Source organism: Bacillus kexueae, from assembly GCF_022809095.1.
Lineage (GTDB): Bacteria > Bacillota > Bacilli > Bacillales > Aeribacillaceae > Bacillus_BZ > Bacillus_BZ kexueae.
Window position 1 is genome coordinate 526,726 of sequence record NZ_JALAZE010000002.1, and the last position, 21,570, is coordinate 548,295.

The 21,570-nt window shown below is 39.7% G+C and carries 15 protein-coding genes; 13 read left to right on the forward strand and 2 right to left on the reverse strand.

The window, feature by feature from the left end:
- Positions 1-15 precede the first annotated feature (15 nt).
- The 7 genes from ML543_RS06875 to ML543_RS06905 all read left to right on the forward strand — a co-directional run bounded on the left by ML543_RS06875 (position 16) and on the right by ML543_RS06905 (position 9,262).
- Positions 16-1,329 (forward strand): dihydrolipoamide acetyltransferase family protein, encoded by a 1,314-nt coding sequence (locus ML543_RS06875; protein WP_243386395.1) that lies wholly within the window; start codon positions 16-18, stop codon positions 1,327-1,329.
- A gap of 456 nt (positions 1,330-1,785) precedes the next feature.
- Entirely contained in the window at positions 1,786-3,648 is a 1,863-nt protein-coding gene (locus ML543_RS06880) for a methylmalonyl-CoA mutase family protein (protein ID WP_243386396.1), read from the forward strand.
- Positions 3,645-5,795 carry a methylmalonyl-CoA mutase gene (scpA, locus tag ML543_RS06885; RefSeq protein ID WP_243386397.1) on the forward strand — a complete coding sequence of 717 codons (2,151 nt, stop codon included), beginning with the start codon at positions 3,645-3,647 and terminating at the stop codon, positions 5,793-5,795. Before ML543_RS06880 ends, scpA begins: the two co-directional genes overlap by 4 nt.
- On the forward strand, positions 5,795-6,799 hold the full coding sequence (meaB, locus tag ML543_RS06890) for a methylmalonyl Co-A mutase-associated GTPase MeaB (protein WP_243386398.1): 1,005 nt from the start codon (positions 5,795-5,797) through the stop codon (positions 6,797-6,799). The genes scpA and meaB overlap by 1 nt, the downstream gene beginning before the upstream one ends.
- A 72-nt stretch (positions 6,800-6,871) precedes the next feature.
- Complete coding sequence (locus tag ML543_RS06895) at positions 6,872-7,309, forward strand: BrxA/BrxB family bacilliredoxin (RefSeq protein WP_243386399.1); 438 nt, start codon at positions 6,872-6,874, stop codon at positions 7,307-7,309.
- A 441-nt stretch (positions 7,310-7,750) separates the two neighbouring features.
- Positions 7,751-8,725, forward strand: coding sequence for an aromatic acid exporter family protein (locus ML543_RS06900; protein ID WP_243386400.1), 975 nt, complete (start codon positions 7,751-7,753; stop codon positions 8,723-8,725).
- Positions 8,726-8,755: 30 nt separating this feature from the next.
- Positions 8,756-9,262, forward strand: coding sequence for a L,D-transpeptidase (locus tag ML543_RS06905; RefSeq protein ID WP_243386401.1), 507 nt, complete (start codon positions 8,756-8,758; stop codon positions 9,260-9,262).
- A gap of 79 nt (positions 9,263-9,341) precedes the next feature.
- Here ML543_RS06905 and prli42 read toward each other — a convergent pair whose 3' ends face one another.
- Positions 9,342-9,434, reverse strand: coding sequence for a stressosome-associated protein Prli42 (prli42, locus tag ML543_RS06910; protein ID WP_243386402.1), 93 nt, complete (start codon positions 9,432-9,434; stop codon positions 9,342-9,344).
- 210 nt (positions 9,435-9,644) lie between these two features.
- Here prli42 and mce point away from each other — a divergent pair, with 210 nt between their 5' ends.
- The 3 genes from mce to ML543_RS06925 all read left to right on the forward strand — a co-directional run bounded on the left by mce (position 9,645) and on the right by ML543_RS06925 (position 12,827).
- A complete protein-coding gene (gene mce / locus ML543_RS06915; RefSeq protein ID WP_243386403.1) occupies positions 9,645-10,064 on the forward strand; it encodes a methylmalonyl-CoA epimerase in 420 nt (139 codons plus the stop codon).
- On the forward strand, positions 10,057-11,607 hold the full coding sequence (locus ML543_RS06920) for an acyl-CoA carboxylase subunit beta (protein WP_243386404.1): 1,551 nt from the start codon (positions 10,057-10,059) through the stop codon (positions 11,605-11,607). The genes mce and ML543_RS06920 overlap by 8 nt, the downstream gene beginning before the upstream one ends.
- A gap of 98 nt (positions 11,608-11,705) precedes the next feature.
- Positions 11,706-12,827, forward strand: a complete 1,122-nt coding sequence (locus ML543_RS06925; protein ID WP_243386405.1) for a tripeptidase T — start codon at positions 11,706-11,708, stop codon at positions 12,825-12,827.
- An 85-nt stretch (positions 12,828-12,912) separates the two neighbouring features.
- Here ML543_RS06925 and ML543_RS06930 read toward each other — a convergent pair whose 3' ends face one another.
- On the reverse strand, positions 12,913-13,815 hold the full coding sequence (locus ML543_RS06930) for a glutamate biosynthesis transcriptional regulator GltC (protein WP_243386406.1): 903 nt from the start codon (positions 13,813-13,815) through the stop codon (positions 12,913-12,915).
- 134 nt (positions 13,816-13,949) lie between these two features.
- Between ML543_RS06930 and gltB the strand changes: the two genes are divergently transcribed.
- From gltB to ML543_RS06945, 3 genes are all read left to right on the forward strand, one after another.
- Entirely contained in the window at positions 13,950-18,512 is a 4,563-nt protein-coding gene (gltB, locus tag ML543_RS06935; RefSeq protein WP_243386407.1) for a glutamate synthase large subunit, read from the forward strand.
- A 14-nt stretch (positions 18,513-18,526) separates the two neighbouring features.
- Positions 18,527-20,014 carry a glutamate synthase subunit beta gene (locus ML543_RS06940; protein ID WP_243386408.1) on the forward strand — a complete coding sequence of 496 codons (1,488 nt, stop codon included), beginning with the start codon at positions 18,527-18,529 and terminating at the stop codon, positions 20,012-20,014.
- A 295-nt stretch (positions 20,015-20,309) separates the two neighbouring features.
- Complete coding sequence (locus ML543_RS06945; RefSeq protein WP_243386409.1) at positions 20,310-21,539, forward strand: DNA polymerase IV; 1,230 nt, start codon at positions 20,310-20,312, stop codon at positions 21,537-21,539.
- The last annotated feature ends 31 nt before the right edge of the window (positions 21,540-21,570 follow it).

Genomic DNA, 21,570 nt, shown 5'->3' on the forward strand with positions numbered 1-21,570 from the left:
AGGAGGTAATTCTAAGTGGCACTAGAAAAAATGACGATGCCTCAGCTAGGTGAGAGTGTAACGGAAGGTACAATTGAGAAATGGCTCGTCTCACCAGGGGATAAAGTAAATAAATACGACCCAATTGCAGAAGTAATGACAGACAAAGTAAATGCAGAAGTACCTTCTTCTTTCACAGGAGTCATTAAAGAGTTAGTGGCTCAAGAAGGACAAACATTAGCAGTTGGCGAGGTTATTTGTACAATTGAAGTAGAAGGCGGAAGTTCTTCTGAAGCAGCACCAGCTGAAGAAGTAAAAGAGGAGAAAGTTGAAGAAACTGCTAAACAAGAAGCTGCACCGAAAAAGGCAGCAGTAGCGAAAGACCCAGCGAATAAAGGTCGCTTCTCTCCAGCAGTATTAAAATTAGCTCAAGAGCATGATATCGATTTATCGCAAGTAGAAGGGTCTGGTAAAGGTGGACGTATTACGCGTAAAGATATCTTAGCTCTAGTTGAGTCCGGAAACATTCCGAAAGCTAGCGATAAGCCTGCAGCAGCATCTGCAGTTGAAGCTGCACCACAAGCAGCATCACCTCAAGCTCAACCTGCTAAGCAAGCGGCTCCGGCGCCTAACGTACCTGTATACCCTGGAGATGTTGAAATTCCTGTGTCTGGTGTACGTAAAGCGATTGCAGCTAACATGTTACGTAGTAAACATGAAGCTCCGCATGCTTGGACAATGATGGAAGTGGATGTAACAAACCTTGTAGAGTACCGCAACTCAATTAAGGGTGAGTTTAAGAAGAAGGAAGGATTTAACTTAACATTCTTCGCGTTCTTCGTTAAAGCTGTTGCTCAAGCATTAAAAGAGTTCCCAATGATTAACTCAATGTGGGCAGGAGATAAAATTGTTCAGAAGAAGGACATCAATATCTCAATCGCCGTAGCGACAGACGATGCTTTATTTGTTCCAGTAATCAAAAATGCGGATGAAAAAACGATTAAGGGCATTGCGCGTGAAATTTCTGAACTTGCACATAAAGTACGTACAGGAACATTAAAATCTGACGAAATGCAAGGTGGAACGTTCACTGTAAATAACACAGGTTCATTCGGATCAGTTCAATCAATGGGAATCATTAACTATCCTCAAGCTGCAATTTTACAGGTTGAATCCATTGTAAAACGTCCTGTAGTAATGGATAATGGAATGATTGCTGTTCGTGACATGGTGAACTTATGTATGTCATTAGATCACCGCGTATTAGACGGATTAGTTTGTGGCCGTTTCTTACAACGTGTGAAGGAAATTTTAGAAAACACAACAAAAGAAAATACATCTGTATATTAATAAAAATAGGAGTAGCCTCTTGGTTGCTCCTTTTTATTTTTGGTTTTTTTATACATTGCTGCTAATTTGATTAGAAACTGAAGCGGAAGGCTGCTAGAAAAGTGTCGGCGATTACCTAACGTCGTTTGAACGGGAGGACTCCACGCACTGAGAAAAGGAGATACTCCTTATCGCTAGAAGCCGAAACTAGACCGTTCGTACGGACAGCGTCAGCCTTTCGCATCTTAACACCTTTCTTCAATTCAATAATTACGCGAACGTCATTGAACGACCGCTCAATCTATAATAAAATAAAAAATAGTTAAATATTTTTGTTTTTTCAAAAATATTTATCTTAACTATTGTAATAATTCGAAGATCGGGCATTGAAAAATGATTTTATGGACAACTTTGGGGCTTTGAAAATTTGATGATTTGAAAGGGGGAAGCTTCTTCTTAATAGAAGAAAGCGCGGTCATGTCAAATAATGCTCAATTCCAATCTGTAACATACGAGGATTGGTTAAAAGCAGCGGAAGCACAGTTAAAGGGGAAGCCGATTGAGAATATTTTTTCAAAAACATATGAAGGGCTAGTTATTAAGCCATTATATGATGCTAATGATTCTCAAGCTAACTTGGCACTTCGTGATTTCTCTAATCGGAAGAAGGGCTGGAACATTGCTCAATTAGTGATTGGGGACACTCCTGAAGAGTTAAATCGCCAATTGTTACAAGCAATTAAACGTGGGCAAAATTCGCTACATTTTTCTGTAGATGAAGTTACCCATGTCGATCAATTAGAAGTGATCTTTCACAATATCGATGTTACAATGTGTACTTTTTTCATTGATGCAACTACAAATCGTGCATTTTTACCATTGCTTATGAGTTATTGTGAAAGAAAAGGAATAGCGCCATCTAGTATAAAAGGTTCCATTGCGATCGATCCATTTTATGAAATGATTGAATATGGAAAAGATGATTCTACATTTGAAGAGGCAGTATCTTTTATTGAATCATCAATAACATGGGCGAGAGAAAGTCAATTACACATTCAGTTGATTTTAGTACGTGGGGCCGAATTTCATGAAGCGGGTGCTCATGCGATACAAGAATTAACGTATGCTTTCTTGCAAAGTATCGAATTGTTGGAAGCGCTTACGGATAAAGGGTTCTCAATTGATGAACTAGTACCATACTTCCAGTTTTCATTTTCCGTTAGCTCCGACTTTTTTATGGAAATTGCTAAACTTCGAGCAGCTAAAACAATTTGGAATTCCATTGCAGCTGCCTATGGCGCAAAAGAAGAGAACAGGAACATTCATTTACATGCGCAAACATCAAACTGGAATAAGTCTCAGTTAGATACGCATGTCAATTTATTGCGGACAACAAACGAAGCTTTCGCAGCCGTAATTGGAGGGGTAGATTATTTAACGATCGTACCGTTCGATAATGTCATGCATACAAGCGAGCTTGGAGAGCGAATTGCTCGTAATATACACTTTATCCTACAAGAGGAGAGTTTTCTTCATAAAGTACAAGACCCTGCGGGGGGATCATACTTTGTTGAATCGTTAACGGAACAAGTAACCGAAAAAGTGTGGGAAAATATTCAGCGTTATGAAAAAGAAGGAGGCTTTATTGCTCAGTTTTTAAAAGGAACGATTCAAGGTGAAATTGATAAGACATACGAAGAAAAAGTAAGCGACCTTAAAAATCGTCAACAATTATTAATTGGAACGAACATCTATGCCAATATTGACGACCATTTGCTAGATGAAAAACGAGAGCGACGTGATACATGGATTACTGTGTCGACGATTGAAGAATGTTATAGCGCCATGAATGCGAATAGTGGTTCTGTTCAACCCCTACAGAAATCATTTGAAAAACAAGAGCAAAAAACTCGTCCCGTTATCAAAAAAAGGTGGGCGGAACCGTTTGAACATTTACGAAAAAGAGCGCAATCTTATAAGAATCAAAATGGATCATTCCCTCAAGTGGCTGTTGTGACAGTTGGAAAGCTAAAAGATTATAAACCTCGTCTAGATTTCGTTAAAGGGGTTATGGCGACGGGTGGCGTTGTTGTAAACGAATATGAATTACATGACAGAATAACGGAACAAGTAATCATTTTATGCGGAGCATCTGATGATTATAAAGAACTATCTATTGGTGAAATAAATCGTCTAAAACAGAAAGGATGGCTATGGGTAGTAGGGAAAGAAAGTGAAGGAAATCGTGATTGGCCGGTTGATCAGTTCGTATATTCTGGTGTGAATGTTCTTCAATTACTGGAAGAGATGCATCAACTATTGGGGGTGGAGAACGAATGAGAAAAATAGATTTCGATAAAGTTCCATTATTGAAGACAGGGCAGACAGTATCGACTCCAGAAGTAGATACTTTCTTAACGAATGAAGCCATTCATGTTAAAGGATTGTACACTGCAGAAGACACGAAATCTCTCTCTCATCTCCATACTTATCCAGGCATCCCGCCCTATGTTAGAGGTCCATATGCAACGATGTATACAAGTCGTCCATGGACAATTAGGCAGTATGCAGGGTTTTCAACGGCAGAAGAAAGCAATGCATTTTATCGAAGAAATTTGGAAATGGGACAAAAAGGATTGTCCGTTGCCTTTGATTTAGCCACGCACAGAGGTTATGACTCCGATCACCCTCGAGTTGTAGGAGATGTTGGAAAAGCGGGTGTAGCAATTGATTCCATTCTCGACATGAAAATCTTATTCGATGGTATTCCGCTTGATAAGATGTCCGTATCGATGACGATGAATGGAGCGGTCTTACCGGTAATGGCCTTTTATATTGTTACTGCTGAAGAACAAGGAGTAAAAAAAGAACAATTATCTGGAACTATACAAAATGATATTTTAAAAGAATATATGGTGCGAAATACGTACATCTATCCGCCTGAAACATCTATGCGAATAATTGGTGATATTTTTGCCTATACAGCTAAGAATATGCCAAAGTTCAACAGCATTAGTATTTCAGGGTACCATATGCAAGAAGCAGGAGCGCCTGCTGATTTAGAATTAGCCTATACACTCGCAGATGGTCTTGAGTATATTCGAACGGGATTAGATGCTGGGTTATCGATTGACCAATTTGCGCCACGTCTATCCTTCTTCTGGGCAATTGGAATGAACTACTTCATGGAAGTAGCAAAAATGAGAGCAGCAAGATTTATGTGGGCAAACATCGTAAAGCAATTCAATCCGAATAACCCTAAATCGCTTGCTCTTCGTACACATTCACAAACATCCGGATGGAGTTTAACGGAACAAGATCCGTTTAATAATGTTGTTCGAACTTGTATAGAAGCGCATGCAGCTGCGATGGGGCACACTCAATCACTTCACACCAATGCACTAGATGAAGCGATAGCGCTTCCGACTGACTTTTCTGCTCGTATTGCACGAAATACTCAATTGTATTTACAAGAAGAAACGGAAATATGTCGTGTGATTGATCCTTGGGCGGGTTCATATTATGTAGAATCTTTAACTGATGAATTAATCAAAAGAGCGACAAAGCATATTGAAGAGGTAGAAAGTCTTGGTGGAATGGCAAAAGCCATTGAAACAGGATTACCTAAAATGCGCATCGAAGAAGCGGCGGCAAGAAGGCAAGCACGGATTGATTCAGGTGCAGAGTCCATTATCGGAGTCAATAAATTCCGTTTGGATCAAGAGGAACCAATAGATATTTTAAGCATTGATAACACAGAAGTACGCAAAAAGCAAATCGCTCGAATTGAAGAGTTAAAACAGCATCGCGATGAAGAAAAAGTCCAAAACGCACTTCAAGCCATTACAGAAGCTACACAAACAGGGAAAGGGAACTTACTTGAATTATCGGTAGAAGCTGCGAGATGCCGAGCTACTTTAGGAGAAATATCATCTGCCATTGAAAAAGTTTCAAAAAGACACCGTGCGGTCATTCGTTCAGTAAGTGGTGTTTACGGTTCTGAATATTCGAATGAAGAGGAAATTGAAGCGGTACGTAAGCGGACAGATGAGTTTTATGAATTAGAAGGGCGTCGCCCGAGAATTTTAGTGGCGAAAATGGGACAAGATGGCCATGATCGTGGGGCGAAGGTTGTGGCGACAGCGTATGCTGATTTAGGATTTGATGTTGATATTGGTCCGCTATTTCAAACTCCTCAAGAAACAGCTCAACAAGCGGTTGAAAACGATGTCCATATCGTTGGAATGAGTTCATTAGCTGGTGGTCACAAAACATTATTACCAGAGCTAGTTCAAGAGTTGAAGAAGTTAGGGCGTGAAGATATCGTTGTTATAATCGGGGGTGTTATTCCTCCGCAAGACTATTCCTTCTTAGAGGAGAATGGAGCGGATGCAATCTTCGGCCCGGGAACTGTTATCCCAACAGCAGCGATGAAAATTTTAGATATCGTGTACGAGCGTCTTGGATATGAGGAAGTGCCTCAATAATGGTGAAAAAACGAAAAGAGAAATCGATTGAAGAATTGGTTCAAGGGGTTTTAAATGGAGATCGAGTCACGCTTGCTCAAGCGATTACACTCGTTGAAAGTAATTCAATTCGTCACTTTGAGAGAGCACAGCAATTAATTGAAGCTGTTCTTCCTCATCAAAAGCAATCGATTCGAATCGGTATTACGGGTGTTCCGGGTGCTGGAAAAAGCACTTTTATCGATACATTTGGGTCTTTTCTAACTGGATTGGGATTGAAAGTTGCTGTCTTAGCAGTAGACCCGTCAAGCAATGTTTCCAAAGGTAGCATTTTAGGAGATAAAACGAGAATGGAACGCTTATCTCGAGATGTGCATGCTTTTATTCGACCATCTCCTTCTGGTGGAACATTAGGAGGCGTGAGTAGAAAAACGCGTGAAACGATATTGCTGTGTGAAGCGGCAGGGTATGATGTGATTCTGGTGGAAACGGTTGGCGTTGGTCAAAGTGAATACGTCGTTCGAAGTATGGTCGACTTCTTTTTGCTCATCCTTTTGACAGGTGCAGGGGACGAACTTCAAGCGATGAAAAAAGGAATTATGGAACTTCCTGACCTTGTCGTTATTCATAAAGCGGATGGAGACAATGTAGAGAAGGCCGAAAAAGTAAAAGAAGAAATGAACATGATGTTACATGTATTACGCTCATATACCGAAGGCTGGGAAACAAAAGCGGTCACCGCATCGAGCATAAAAGAAACCGGTATTGATTCAATATGGAACGTCATCCAGACCTTCATTCAAACAACGAATAATAATGGGGTATTTCAAAAGCGGAGAAAAACACAGCAACTAGAGTGGTTACATGCGATGATTAAAGAACACATAGAGCGCCATTTTTATAACGATCCGGAGGTTAAGGAACTTGTTCCTAAATTAGAAACTGAAATTATTGAAGGGAAGCGTGCTGTATCCTCGTCTGCTTTGCAGTTGGTAGGCCTTTATTACGAAAAATTAAAGCGTTAATCGATTGCATCTACAACCTCTTACATTGTAAGATAACAATAGACTGTTAATAAGAATAAAGGAGCGAGGTACGTGAATATCGATTTTAATTTGTTTATGAACGATATCGTTCGCCAAGCGCGTGAAGAAATAGAGGCGGCTGGTTATACACAACTAAGAACACCAGAAGAAGTAGAAGAGGCATTTCAGAGAAAAGGCACAACGCTTGTTATGATTAATTCTGTATGTGGATGTGCTGGAGGGATTGCTCGTCCTGCGGCTGCTCACGCTATTCACTATGATAAGCGACCTGATCAACTTGTAACTGTATTCGCTGGACAAGATAAAGAAGCCACAGAGAAGGCAAGGTCTTATTTTACAGGTTATCCACCGTCTTCACCATCATTCGCTTTATTAAAAGATGGAGAAATCTTAACAATGGTCGAGCGTCATGAAATTGAAGGTCATGACCCGATGTCTGTTGTGACAAAACTTCAAAATTATTTTGAAGAATATTGTGAAGAAGTGTAAAGGTTAAAAGATGATCCACGAATGTGGGATCATCTTTTTTTATTGTTACAAAAAGTTTAAGTTCAATAAAGTGTTAAAGTATTCTCTTTACAGTTTTATTGGTGTCTAGCTCCATGCGCCATCAGCTCGGGTCGCTTCGGCCTTGCTGTTGCGACGGAAGCCTCCTCGCAGGTCCTCCAGCGCCCTTCGCCGATAAGCGGGCGCTTTGCGCTTTTCTTACCTTCAGACAATTCTTAGTAGTGAGAAACAAATTATATGCCTTCAATGAATATAGCCAAGATAAAAGGGTTTGAAAATCTGTCGAGATTAATAAAAGATTTAAGGATAATTATGACTTAAACTTTATTCATTCTCCAATTTCAATTAGAATAAAATGGTGCTCTGTTTATAGTGTTCGGGCTTTAAAAACGAAAGAGAGATGTAATATGAAGGAGAAGAATAATGAAGAAGTTTTCAATCGGCTATCGAACCATTAAAACAGCGGTCGGAACTCCGATTGCCATCTGGATAGCTCAATTGCTTGAACTTGAAAACTACGTATCAGCGGGAATTATTACCGTCTTATGTATTCAAATTACAAAAAAACGCTCATTGCAAAGTGCGTGGGCAAGGTTTCTAGCGTGTTCGATTGCAATGGTTTTTTCATCCATTTTCTTTGAAGTGTTTGGCTATCAACCGATAAGTATAGGATTATTGCTACTCATCTTTATCCCAACGACCGTTATGGCCAAAGCAAAAGAAGGGATTGTCACCAGTACCGTCATTATTTTACATATTTATTCTGCAAATGCGTTCTCGATTGGATTAATTGTTAATGAACTTCTATTAATCGTAATCGGAATTGGCGTAGCATTACTTATGAATGTATATATGCCCAGCTTTGAAAATAAACTGAAAGCTTATCGAGTAGAAATTGAAGAAAAGTTTTCAAAAATGTTTTGTGAAATTATCAACTTCCTTCTTAATGGGGATAGTGATTGGGATGGAAAAGAAATCACAGAAACAGCCAAGTTATTAGAAGATGCGAAAACATTAGCGCTTAGAAATGTTGAAAATCAAGTGCTTCGTCACGAAGATTTATACTATCATTATTTTAAGATGCGAGAAAAGCAATTTGAAATTATCGAGCGTGTTTTACCTACGGTAGCATCGATTTCTACAAATGTTGAACAAGCGAAAATTATCGCTCAGTTCATTGAAGAACTGCGATTGCATATTCATCCAGGGAATACAGCAAATAAGTTTTTACGGAAATTGCATGCCTTATCACGGCAATTTCAAGAAATGCCCTTACCGAGATCAAGAGAGGAATTTGAAACGAGGGCAGCCCTACTACACTTCTTAAATGAGATGGAACGGTATTTAGTTATTAAAAGTCAATATAAAGGGTTTCCTCATGATAAACATAAGCATTAGCCATACTAAAGAGAAAAAGGGTGTTGAGCGATGAAAAGTCTTTTACTCCTTTTTCTCTTTTTTTCTCCCATTTGGCCACTTGGTCAAAATCCGTTACCAGGTGACCCGTTTTTGATTGTGAATAAAAAAACGAATGAAATAGCTTATATTCACGAGGGGATTGTAAAAGAGACGTATCAAGTTGCGACGGGAAAATCTGAAGAGTTAACACCTGTTGGTCTATTTACAGTTACGGTTAAAGCAGTGGATCCTTATTACCGAAAGAAAAATATTCCAGGTGGTGCGGATGAAAACCCTCTTGGAACACGGTGGATTGGTTTTGATGCTGAGAAAACCGATGGGCGCATTTATGGAATTCATGGAACTAACCGTCCGGATCTTATTGGAGAATATGTATCGAATGGGTGTATAAGAATGAGAAATCAAGATGTTGAAACAATGTTTAACAAAATTCCACTCGGTACAAAAGTTTTAATTGTAAATGAACGCTCGTCTTTTGAGGAGTTAGGAAAACAACACGGAGCAATTCGGCCCTGAGGTGTGAAAAAGCAAAAGGTGTCCAGACAAAGTTGCTGGACACCTATTTTCATACACAATGAATATCCGTTTCTTATGATTAAAACCACATGCTAACGCCGGTTAAAATTGTCGTTAATAACATAGAACCAATCATTAAATACACGACAAGTTTCTGTGTTCGTTTCGACATGCTCATCACTCCTGTACAAACTTACCTATATTTTAGTCTTTCTTTTACACGTTGACAAGTAGTGAGTTTTATTAATTCCATTATTTACTAGTAGGGATTTTTGAAAAGAAAGAGGATTTATGCAATAATTTATCGAATAATTTAAAAGTTGTATCCGTTTACAATATAAGCGGCTATTGATTGGATAGGTCAAAGAAAGGGGATTGAGACATGATAAAAGGGGTAGATCACATCGGAATTGCCGTTCATAGCATTGATCAAGCTTTGCCGTTTTATATGGAATCTTTAAAGTGTAAGTGGATGGGGGAAGAGGTAGTTGAAGCACAAAAAGTAAAAGTGGTTTTTTTGGATGCAGGAAATATTAAATTTGAACTACTTGAGCCAACATCCGAATCAAGTCCAGTCGCAACATTTTTACAAAAACGCGGGGAAGGAATTCACCATATTGCGATAAAGGTTGAAGATATACAGTCTCGAATTGATGAGATAAAAGAAAAGGGAATTGAAATGATTGATCATTCTCCACGTGTCGGAGCAAAAGGAGCAAATATCGCCTTTATGCATCCTAAGTCTACACGCGGCGTTCTTTTTGAGTTATGTGAAAAAAAGGAGGATTCCCATAATGGCTGATATGTACGATAAAATTAATGAACTATATGATAAACGCCGTGAGGTAGAATTAGGCGGTGGAGATGAGAAAATTGAGAAACAGCATGAAAAAGGAAAGCTTACAGCAAGAGAACGGATTGATTTATTAGTCGATGAAGGAACGTTTGTGGAGTTGAATCCGTTTATTGAACATCGCTCAAAGGACTTTGGGCTCGAAAATAAAAAGGGACCTGGTGATGGTGTTGTCACTGGATTTGGAAAGGTAAATGGTCGGCCTATCTATTTATTCTCTCAAGATTTTACCGTTTTTGGCGGGGCATTAGGAGAAATGCATGCGAAAAAAATTGCGGCAGTCATGGACTTGGCTGCTAAAAACGGGACACCTTTTATCGGATTAAATGATTCGGGTGGAGCGAGAATTCAAGAAGGTGTTTTGTCTTTAGATGGGTACGGGCACATCTTTTATCGTAATTCCATATATTCTGGAGTCATTCCACAGATATCGGTTATTTTAGGTCCGTGTGCTGGCGGTGCGGTTTATTCCCCTGCTATTACTGATTTTGTATTCATGGTGGAGAAAACGAGTCAAATGTTCATCACGGGTCCGAAAGTAATTGAAACGGTGACGGGTGAAAAAATTTCCCAAGAAGATTTAGGTGGAGCAAGAGTGCATAGCTCCATTAGTGGAAATGCACATTTTACAGGAGAGAATGAGGAAGAGGTCATTGCACAAGTTCGAAAGCTGTTAAGTTATTTACCACAAAATAACGAAGACACTCCTCCATCTTATTCGACAAATGAAGGGAATGATTGGCGTCCGGACTTAGCAGATGTCGTACCAATTGATGCCGTTAGACCTTATGATGTACGAAATGTCATCGAGCAAGTAGTGGATGAGGGCTCCTTTATGGAAGTACAAGAGCGATTTGCTAAGAATATTGTAGTAGGTTTTGCTCGTATAAAGGGAACAGTTGTTGGGTTAGTTTGTAACCAGCCAAAATTTATGGCTGGAGGTCTTGACATAGATTCTTCTGACAAAGCTGCGCGTTTTATTCGTTTTTGTGACTCATTTAATATTCCGCTTATCACCTTCGAAGATGTAACCGGGTTTTTCCCAGGTGTAAAACAGGAGCATGGTGGTATTATTCGACATGGTGCGAAAATTTTATATGCCTATTCGGAAGCAACTGTTCCAAAGTTAACGGTAATTCTTCGGAAAGCATATGGAGGCGCTTATGTTGCATTAAACAGTAAGTCAATTGGTGCAGATATCGTCTATGCGTGGCCAAATGCGGAAATAGCTGTCATGGGACCACAGGGGGCAGCGAATATAATCTTTGCAAAAGAAATTGAAAACAGCGCAGACCCTGAAAAGACACGTGCAGAAAAGATAGAAGAGTACAGAAGCAAGTTTGCGAACCCGTATGTTGCGGCAAGTCAAGGAATGGTAGACGACGTTATTGATCCGCGTGATACACGGATAAAGATAATTCAAGCATTAGATATGTTAAAAACAAAAAAAGAGACAAGGCCGTACAAAAAACACGGCAATATCCCACTTTAATGTTATACTAGTATAGGTGGAAGTATACAAAGACAACGAGTTCACTTTTGAATTCGTTGTCATTCATTTTGAAGAGAACTAGTTGGAGGGATTTTCGGATGGTTAATCAAGAACGCCTTGTACAGGAATTTCTAGAGCTTGTACAAGTGGATTCTGAAACAAAATATGAGACAGAAATAGCAAAAGTTTTAAAACAAAAGTTTGAATCTTTAGGCGTTAAAGTCGTTGAAGACGATACGACAAGTCAAACTGGTCATGGTGCTGGAAATTTAATTTGCACTTTAGAAGGAACAAAAGAGGGAATTGACCCGATTTACTTTACATCCCACATGGATACAGTCGTACCTGGAAAAGGTGTGAATCCATCTATTAAGGACGGATACATTGTAACGGATGGAACGACAATTTTAGGAGCGGATGATAAAGCTGGTTTAGCAGCAATGCTAGAAGCGATTCGCGTATTAAAAGAGCAAGAGATTCCACACGGTACGATAGAGTTTATTATTACAGTAGGTGAAGAATCAGGACTTGTAGGCGCGAAAGCATTGGATCCTTCGTTAATGACTGCGAAGTTCGGCTACGCCCTAGATAGTGACGGGAAAGTTGGGAATATTATTGTAGCTGCCCCAACTCAAGCGAAAATTAAAGCGACAATTCACGGGAAAACAGCACATGCAGGCGTTGCTCCAGAGCGTGGAGTTTCTGCTATTACCATTGCATCAAAGGCTGTTTCAAAAATGCCACTAGGTCGTATAGATGAAGAAACAACGGCCAATATCGGTCGTTTTGAAGGAGGAACACAAACGAATATCGTCTGTGACCTCGTTGAAATTTTAGCAGAAGCACGTTCTTTAGACCCGAAAAAAATGGAAGAACAAGTTTCAATGATGAAGGAAGCGTTTGAATCTGCAGCAAAAGAAATGGGGGGACGCGCAGAAGTCGAAATTGAAGTGATGTACCCTGGATTTAAGTTCCAAGATGGGGACGAAGTTGTAGAAGTAGCGAAAAATGCCGCAAAGCGGATTGGTCGCACGACAGAACTTCTTAAAAGCGGTGGAGGCAGCGATGCGAATGTAATCGCAGGTCATGGTATCCCGACGGTTAACTTAGCGGTAGGATATGAAGAAATTCATACAACAAACGAGAGAATGCCAATTGAAGAGCTTGTAAAAACAACGGAGATGGTTGTGGCCATCATTCAAGAAGTTGCTGGTGAATAAATTAATGCTTAAAACGTAAAGCGCTTGGATATCCAAGCGCTTTTTAATACTGTGAAATATTCGTTTCTTTGAAAGATTGTGAATTTTATTGATAACGTTCTAACACAGAGAAAAAATCTTTTGCAAATTGGTAAAAAACTTTCTCAGACGGTGTAAGTTCACGATGCTTTGAGATAATGATTCCGACATTCCGCTTTACGTGTGGAATTTGAATCGGTATTTTTACAGTAAAACGCGGCATCGTTTCATAAAACGTACTCTCCGGTAAAAGCGTAACGCCGATACCTGCTGAAACAAGTCCTTTAATAGCATCAAGGTCTTCACCTTCAGACGAAATTTCGGGGGTAAAGCCTGCTTGCTTACATGCTTCAACGGCGATATTTCGTAAAACATACCCTTCAGGAAACAAGACGAACGACTCGTTCCGTAATTCATTTAGGTCTATGCGCTCTCTTTCGGCTAATCGGTGATGTGCTTGTAGAAGTGCAGAAAACGCTTCTATAAATAAAATCTCCCCTTTAATGTCAGGGTCGTCAGATGGAACGGGACCGATGAAGGCAAGGTCAATTTCACGGTTTTTCACGGCTTCAATTAAATACCGATAGGATCCTTGTCTTAAATGGAACGTAACATTTGGATGCTGTGCTTTAAAAGCTGAAATAATGGTTGGCAATGTATGACTCGCTAAGCTCGTTGGGAAGCCGATTTTAATAGTACCTCTTTCAGGGTCTAAATATTCATCAATTTGCTGTTTGGCAAAGTCGATTGCTTTTAAGGCGGTTTCTACGTGTGGAAGAAAATGTTTTCCAATTTGCGTTAATTTTACATTTCTTCCTTCGCGAACAAAAAGTTCTACCCCAAGCTCAGATTCTAGGTTCGCAATTTGTCTACTAATGGCCGATTGTGCGACATGTAAGGCTTCAGAAGCTTCCGAAACATGCTCCCTTTTCGCTACTTCTACAAAATAGCGTAGTTGACGAAGTTCCATTTTATCCCCCTTTTGTATGATTGTTCTCAAAATGAGATAGTTTTAATCTAAATTATATATTGTTTATATTATTTTTAGAAACTAGAATTATAAGTAAATACTTTAACGGATAGAAGGAATGGGGGAGAGGACAGTTGAAAAAATTCGGACTACCTAAAGCACAAGGTCTCTACCGTCCTGATTTTGAACATGATGCATGTGGAATCGGATTGTACGCTCACCTTAAAGGAAAAGCGACGCATGATATCGTGAAAAAAGGACTTCATATGTTATGTCAATTAGAGCACCGAGGTGGTCAAGGAAGCGACCCGGAAACTGGTGATGGTGCTGGGATTATGATACAAATTCCACACGATTACTTTAAGTATACGTGCAATTCATTCGAATTGCCAGAAAAAGGCCGTTACGGAGTCGGGATGGTATTTCTCCCGCAAGATCACAAACTACGTGCTGAGATTGAACAAGTAATAGAAAATACAGTACAACAAGAGGGGCAACAAGTTCTAGGTTGGCGAACTGTACCTGTAAATGTCGGAAAAATCGGAAAAAATGCACGAGAAAGTGCGCCGTTCATTCGTCAATTATTCGTTGCGGCTAACGAAATGATTGTTGATGAAAAAGAGTTTGAGAGAAAATTATATATCATTCGTAAGCAAGTGGAAAAGCAAGTAGGAGAAGAAGAACGTTTATACTTTGCGAGTTTCTCAAGTAGAACGATTGTTTATAAAGGGTTATTAACACCAGAACAACTCGATCAATATTATTTAGACTTGCAAGACAGCAAATTCGCATCTGCGTTTGCGCTCGTGCACTCTCGCTTTAGTACGAATACGTTTCCAAGTTGGGAAAGAGCGCATCCAAATCGCTACATCATTCATAACGGCGAGATTAATACGTTAAAGGGTAATGTAAACTGGATGAAAGCAAGAGAACAACAGTTTACTTCTGAAGCTTTTGGCAATGACTTAGCGAAAGTAACGCCGATTTTAAACACTGATGGTAGTGATTCCTCTATTTTAGATAATGCCTTCGAGTTTTTTGTGTTAGCAGGAAGAAAGCCAGCTCATGCAGCGATGATGCTGATTCCGGAGCCTTGGGCAGAAGTTGAAATGGATTCGGATAAAAAAGCTTTCTATCAATATCACAGTACGTTAATGGAGCCGTGGGATGGTCCAACCGCTATTTCGTTTACTGACGGAAAGCAAATTGGGGCTATTTTAGATCGAAATGGGCTTCGTCCTGCTCGATATTATGTGACAAAAGATGACTATATTATTTTCTCATCAGAAGTAGGAGTCATTGATGTCGAACCGAAAGATGTTTTATATAAGGACCGCTTAAGCCCTGGAAAGATGCTGTTAATTGATCTCGAAGAGGGACGGATTATATCCGATCAAGAAATAAAGGAACAAATGGCAAAAGAAAACCCTTATAAGAATTGGGTACAAGATGAAATTGTTACGATCGATCAGCTACCGGATGTGAAAGATTTACCGAAAACTAAAATGGATCGTCTTATTACGACTCAAAAAGCGTTTGGTTATACGTATGAAGATGTAACGAAAACGATTGTTGCCATGGTGGAGGAAGGGAAAGATCCGTTAGGTTCAATGGGTGCTGATACGCCTTTAGCTGTATTATCTGACCGTCCACAAACTTTATTTAATTATTTCAAACAACTATTTGCTCAAGTGACTAATCCACCAATTGATGCAATTCGTGAAAAACTAGTTACATCAACAATTACGTATCTCGGCAAGGAAGGGAATATCCTTCATCCAACACCGAAAGCTTGTCATCGAATTCAGCTTCAGACACCAATTCTTTCAAATGAAGAGTTGGAGAAATTAAGACAAAATCCTTTGAATGAATTTCGATCTGTTACGATACCAATCTTATTTGAAAATGGTATCGAGGAAGCTTTGCAAGCAATCTTTAAAAAGGCGGATGAGGCAATTCAAAACGGGGCTGCGTTGCTAATTTTATCTGACAGAGGTGTGAATGAAAATCAAATACCTATCCCTTCATTGCTTGCAGGAAGTGCCCTTCATCAATATTTAGTTCGAAACGGAACGAGAACGAAAGTAAGCATTCTAATCGAGTCTGGTGAAGTTCGTGAGGTTCATCACCTATCTGCCCTCATTGGCTATGGGGTTGATGCAATTAACCCGTATTTAGCTTTAGAAACGATTGAACATGTGGTTAAAGAAAAACAATTAGCCATTTCTTATGAGAATGCTGTCTCGCAATTCATTAAAGCTGCGACAGATGGAGTCATTAAAGTATTGTCAAAGATGGGGATATCAACGATTCAAAGCTATCGTGGGGCTCAAATCTTTGAGGCTGTAGGGATTAGTGAACAAGTAATTGAGGAGTATTTTACAGGAACACCATCTCAGCTTGGAGGCATTTCATTAGAAACGATTGAACAAGAAGCTAGAATGCGACATGAAGCTGCATTTTTAGGTGAACTTGAGCAACCTGTTTTGGAAACAGGAAGTGAGCTTCAGTGGCGAAGAAATGGTGAACATCATGCATTTAATCCGAAGACAATCCATACGCTACAATGGGCTTGTCGTAAAAATGACTACAAATTATTCAAAACTTTCTCAACATTAGCAAATGAAGAAAGAATCACATTTTTAAGAAATTTATTCGACTTTAAACATGACGTTCAACCAGTACCGCTTGAAGAAGTGGAATCCGTTGAATCTATTGTGAAACGCTTTAAGACTGGTGCGATGTCGTTTGGCGCACTTAGCCAAGAAGCACATGAAGCATTGGCCATTGCCATGAACCGATTAGGAGCTAAGAGTAATAGTGGTGAAGGGGGAGAAGATCCTGACCGTTATACTCATGATGAAAATGGCGACCTGAAAAGAAGTGCGATAAAGCAAATTGCGTCTGGCCGATTTGGTGTAACAAGTCATTACTTAATGAATGCGGATGAATTACAAATTAAAATGGCGCAAGGAGCTAAGCCTGGGGAAGGTGGTCAGCTACCTGGTAAAAAAGTGTATCCGTGGGTTGCGAAAGTTCGTGGATCAACGCCTGGAGTTGGTTTAATTTCACCACCACCTCACCACGATATTTACTCTATAGAAGACTTGGCTCAACTAATTCACGATTTGAAAAATGCCAACCGCAATGCTCGTATTAGTGTAAAACTCGTTTCGAAAGCTGGAGTAGGGACGATCGCAGCTGGAGTTGCCAAAGGATGTGCAGATGTCATAGTCATTAGTGGCTATGACGGTGGGACTGGAGCATCGCCAAAAACAAGTATTAAGCATGCAGGACTTCCTTGGGAATTAGGATTAGCTGAGACTCACCAAACATTAATGCTAAATGGTTTGAGAGATCGAGTTGTACTTGAAACAGATGGAAAGCTTATGACTGGTCTTGATGTCGTAAAAGCAGCGTTATTAGGAGCTGAAGAATTTGGGTTTGCTACCGCACCACTAATTGTTCTTGGATGTGTGATGATGAGAGCATGTCACCTTGATACGTGTCCAGTTGGGGTGGCTACACAAAATCCAGAGCTCCGCCGCAAGTTCATGGGTGATCCAGATCATGTTGTTAATTACATGAGATTTGTAGCACAAGAAGTTCGTGAAATCATGGCTCAGCTAGGATTCAGAACCATTGACGAAATGGTTGGTCGTACGGATGTTTTAACAGTGAGTGAGCGTGCGAAATCTCATTGGAAAGCAAAACAATTAGATCTGTCTCGATTACTATACCGAGTAGATGGACCAAGAACGTATCGTAAACCACAAAATCACAAAATTGATGAATCTTTTGATATAAACGAATTACTTCCGGTTATTCAACCAGCATTAACGCATCAACAGCCTGTTGAAGCATCATTTACCATTACGAATATTCATCGTGTTGTAGGGACGATTGCAGGAAGCGAAGTCACAAAATATTTCGGAGAGAAAGGTTTAGCAGAGGACACGATTAAGCTGAACTTTAAAGGATCTGCTGGGCAAAGCTTTGGTGCTTTCTTACCGAAGGGAATGACACTCAATTTAGAGGGAGATTCAAATGACTATGTTGGTAAGGGCCTTTCAGGTGGAAAAATCATTGTAAAAAATCCAGAAGAAGTTTCCTTTACGTCTGGTGAAAATGTCATTATCGGTAACGTTGCCTTATACGGTGCAACAGGGGGAGAAGCATATATTCAAGGGAGAGCTGGAGAAAGATTTGCCGTTCGAAACAGTGGAGCTATTGCAGTAGTTGAAGGGGTAGGAGATCACGGTCTTGAATACATGACTGGAGGACGCGTAGCAATATTAGGACCGGTAGGGCAGAACTTTGCTGCCGGTATGTCAGGTGGTATCGCCTACGTCTTTACGGACAATCCAGAGGAATTTGAACAACTATGCAACAATGAAATGATAGATTTTGAATCTCTTATGGATCATGAAGAACAGCAAGTATTAAAGGAAATGATTCAAAAACATTTCAATTTCACAAATAGCCCGAAAGCAGCTAATATTTTAGCTAATTGGGACGTGTTTATTACAAAATTTGTGAAAGTGATTCCGAAAGACTACAAGCAAATGCTTATGGCCATTGAACAAAATAAGCAGCTTGGAATGACGGATGAGGAAGCAGCGTTATTTGCATTTGAAACGAATGCGAAAAAAGCTTTGAATCTACGTAATCAAAATGCGAAAGTAATGATTCACTAAGGAGGGAGAGAAAAATGGGAAAAACGACTGGTTTCATGGAATTCGCCCGCGAAGAAGAGAAAAAGCAACATCCACTTTCCCGACTTGATAATTGGAAGGAATATAGTGAGCGTTTATCTAATGAATCGTTGCAAAAGCAAGGGGCCCGCTGTATGGATTGCGGGACTCCCTTCTGTCACATGGGAATGGAATTTAACCACCTTACGTCAGGTTGTCCAATCCACAACCTAATTCCAGAATGGAATGATTTAGTATATAAAGGTCAATGGAAAGAAGCGCTTGACCGCCTATTATTAACGAATAACTTCCCTGAATTTACAGGGCGGGTCTGTCCTGCACCTTGTGAGGGTTCTTGCACATTAGCTATTTCAGACCCAGCTGTAGCGATTAAAAGCATTGAGCGTGCAATTATCGATAAAGGGTTCGAAGAAGGATGGATAGAGCCTCGAATTCCGAAACATCGAACTGGGAAGAAAATTGCGATTGTCGGTAGCGGACCTGCAGGTTTAGCGTGTGCAGATCAATTAAATCAAGCGGGACATTCAGTCACTGTATATGAACGGGATGATCGTATTGGTGGTCTACTCATGTACGGTATTCCGAATATGAAACTTGAAAAAGAAGTGGTAGAGAGACGAGTGAAGCTGTTAGAAGATGAAGGAATTCAATTTATTGTGAATACAGAAGTTGGAAAGGATATTTCTGCAGAGGAGCTGCAACGTGATTTTGATGCTGTTGTCTTATGTACAGGAGCGCAAAAGCAACGCGATTTAGTCATTGAAGGTCGTGAATTAGATGGCGTTCATCTCGCTATGGATTATTTAACAAGTACAACAAAAAGCTTGTTAGACTCCAATTTTAAAGACGGTAATTGTTTAAATGTAGAAGGGAAAGACGTCATTGTTATCGGTGGGGGTGACACCGGTGCCGACTGTGTTGCGACAGCCTTACGCCAAAATTGTAATAGTGTGGCTCAATTTGGGAAACATCCTCAGCTACCGAAAAACCGTCCTTTTGAAAATCCTTGGCCAGAATTTCCGTTAGTGTTTTCTCTCGACTATGCATACGAGGAGGCGGAAGCGAAATTCGGTCAAGATCCAAGACAATATTGTATTCAAACGAAGAAAATTGTCGGGGACGAAAATGGTAAGGTTAAAGAATTGCATACAATTCAAATGGAAAAAATCGTGGATGAAAAAGGAAATGTCACGTTTAATGAATTACCAGGTACAGAAAAAGTGTGGCCGTGTGATCATGTATTCATCGCGATTGGATTTGAAGGACCTGAGCATCCTGTTTTAAAACAATTCGGTGTAGAAGTAGAAAATCGAAAAGTGAAAGCAGCATATGGAACTTATGAAACAAATGTTCAAGGTGTCTTTGCTGCTGGAGATGCGAGAAGAGGACAAAGTTTAATCGTTTGGGCCATTCATGAAGGTAGAGAAGCGGCCAAGCAAGTACATGAATACGTGATGGAACAAAAACAAGCTGCTGCCATGTAAGATGGCAGCTCTTCTTATGTGTGCCGTTTGTTCCAAATATTGTTGTATGTTAGCTAGGTTATGAAGTCATTAGAGAATTGAAGTGATAAAGGCATGAAATGGAGTGAAAGCGTCCGAAAACGTAAGTGCTACAAAAGTTTTAAGCTTTATACATTAAATAGAAAGTCTAAATTCCATCTGAGTAAATTACAACTGCATGAGAATATGGGTTAGTCGGACATGTAGGTATTTTTGCTAAATTCGTCGTATGCGACTTTTTTATGTCATACCGTTATAATGAGAATAGGTGATTAGAATGAATCGTTCTCAAAGACGGGTAATTTTTCACGTTGATATGAATAGTTTTTATGCGTCTGTAGAAGCAGCTTTTGATCCAACGTTGCAAGGGAAGCCTTTAGCGATTGCTGGTAATCCTGAAGAAAGAAGAGGGATTATCGTCACTTGTAGTTATGAAGCAAGGGCAAAAGGTGTGAAAACAACAATGCCACTATGGGAAGCGAAAAAACTATGTCCAGAACTAATTGTAAAGCGTCCCAATTTTGATCGTTACCGAAAGGCTTCGAAGGCGATGTTTTCATTATTACAATCGTATACAGACTTAGTTGAACCTGTGTCAATTGATGAAGGATATATGGACGTTACAGACGTTGAAGGACACCCACTTCATTTAGCAAAAGAAATACAAGAACGTTTAATGGACGAGCTTTTACTTCCGTGTAGTATCGGTATCGCACCGAATAAGTTTTTAGCCAAAATGGCATCGAATATGAAAAAACCTCTCGGAATTACTATATTACGCAAGCGAGATGTTCCACAAATTCTCTGGCCTCTTAAAGTAGAACACATGCATGGGATTGGGGAAAAGTCTGCATTAAAGTTGAATCGGATTGGTATTTATACGATCGGTGATTTAGCTCACGGAGAAGCTGTTCAATTAGAAAGTGTTCTTGGGATTAATGGGAGACGGTTGAAAGAGAAAGCAAATGGAAATGATAACCGTATCGTAAATCCTGATTCGGTCTTTGATTTCAAAAGCGTAGGAAATTCTACCACTCTCCCACACGATTCAGAGGATGAAGAAGAGTTAATTAGAACAATTAAAAAGCTCTGTCAATCTGTTTCTTCTCGATTGAAAAGAAAGGGTGTATTAGGAAGTAAAATTTCCTTAATGATTCGTTTTTATGATCGAAAAACGATTACGCGTAGCGTGAAACTCGAAAACCCAACTGATCAACTGGATGAAATAGAAGAAAGAGCGATCCATTTGTTTCGAAAGCACTGGAATGAAGTACCTATCCGATTAATTGGCGTTTCGGCTAATGAAGTCGTAGAGAAGTCATCGGCATTTAAACAGCTTGATATTTTCTCATTTGAAGAAGATGTTAAAGCTGCACCACTGCAACAAACAATTGAAAAGCTTAAGGAAAAGTTTGGAGAAAATATCATTCAAAAAGGCACAAAATTTCAAGATGGTCATGAGATGCAAGGAACGAGTTTTACGAAAGATTACTTGCAAGATGAGTAAAGTCGTTGCTTCTAACTTGAAATATTGATGA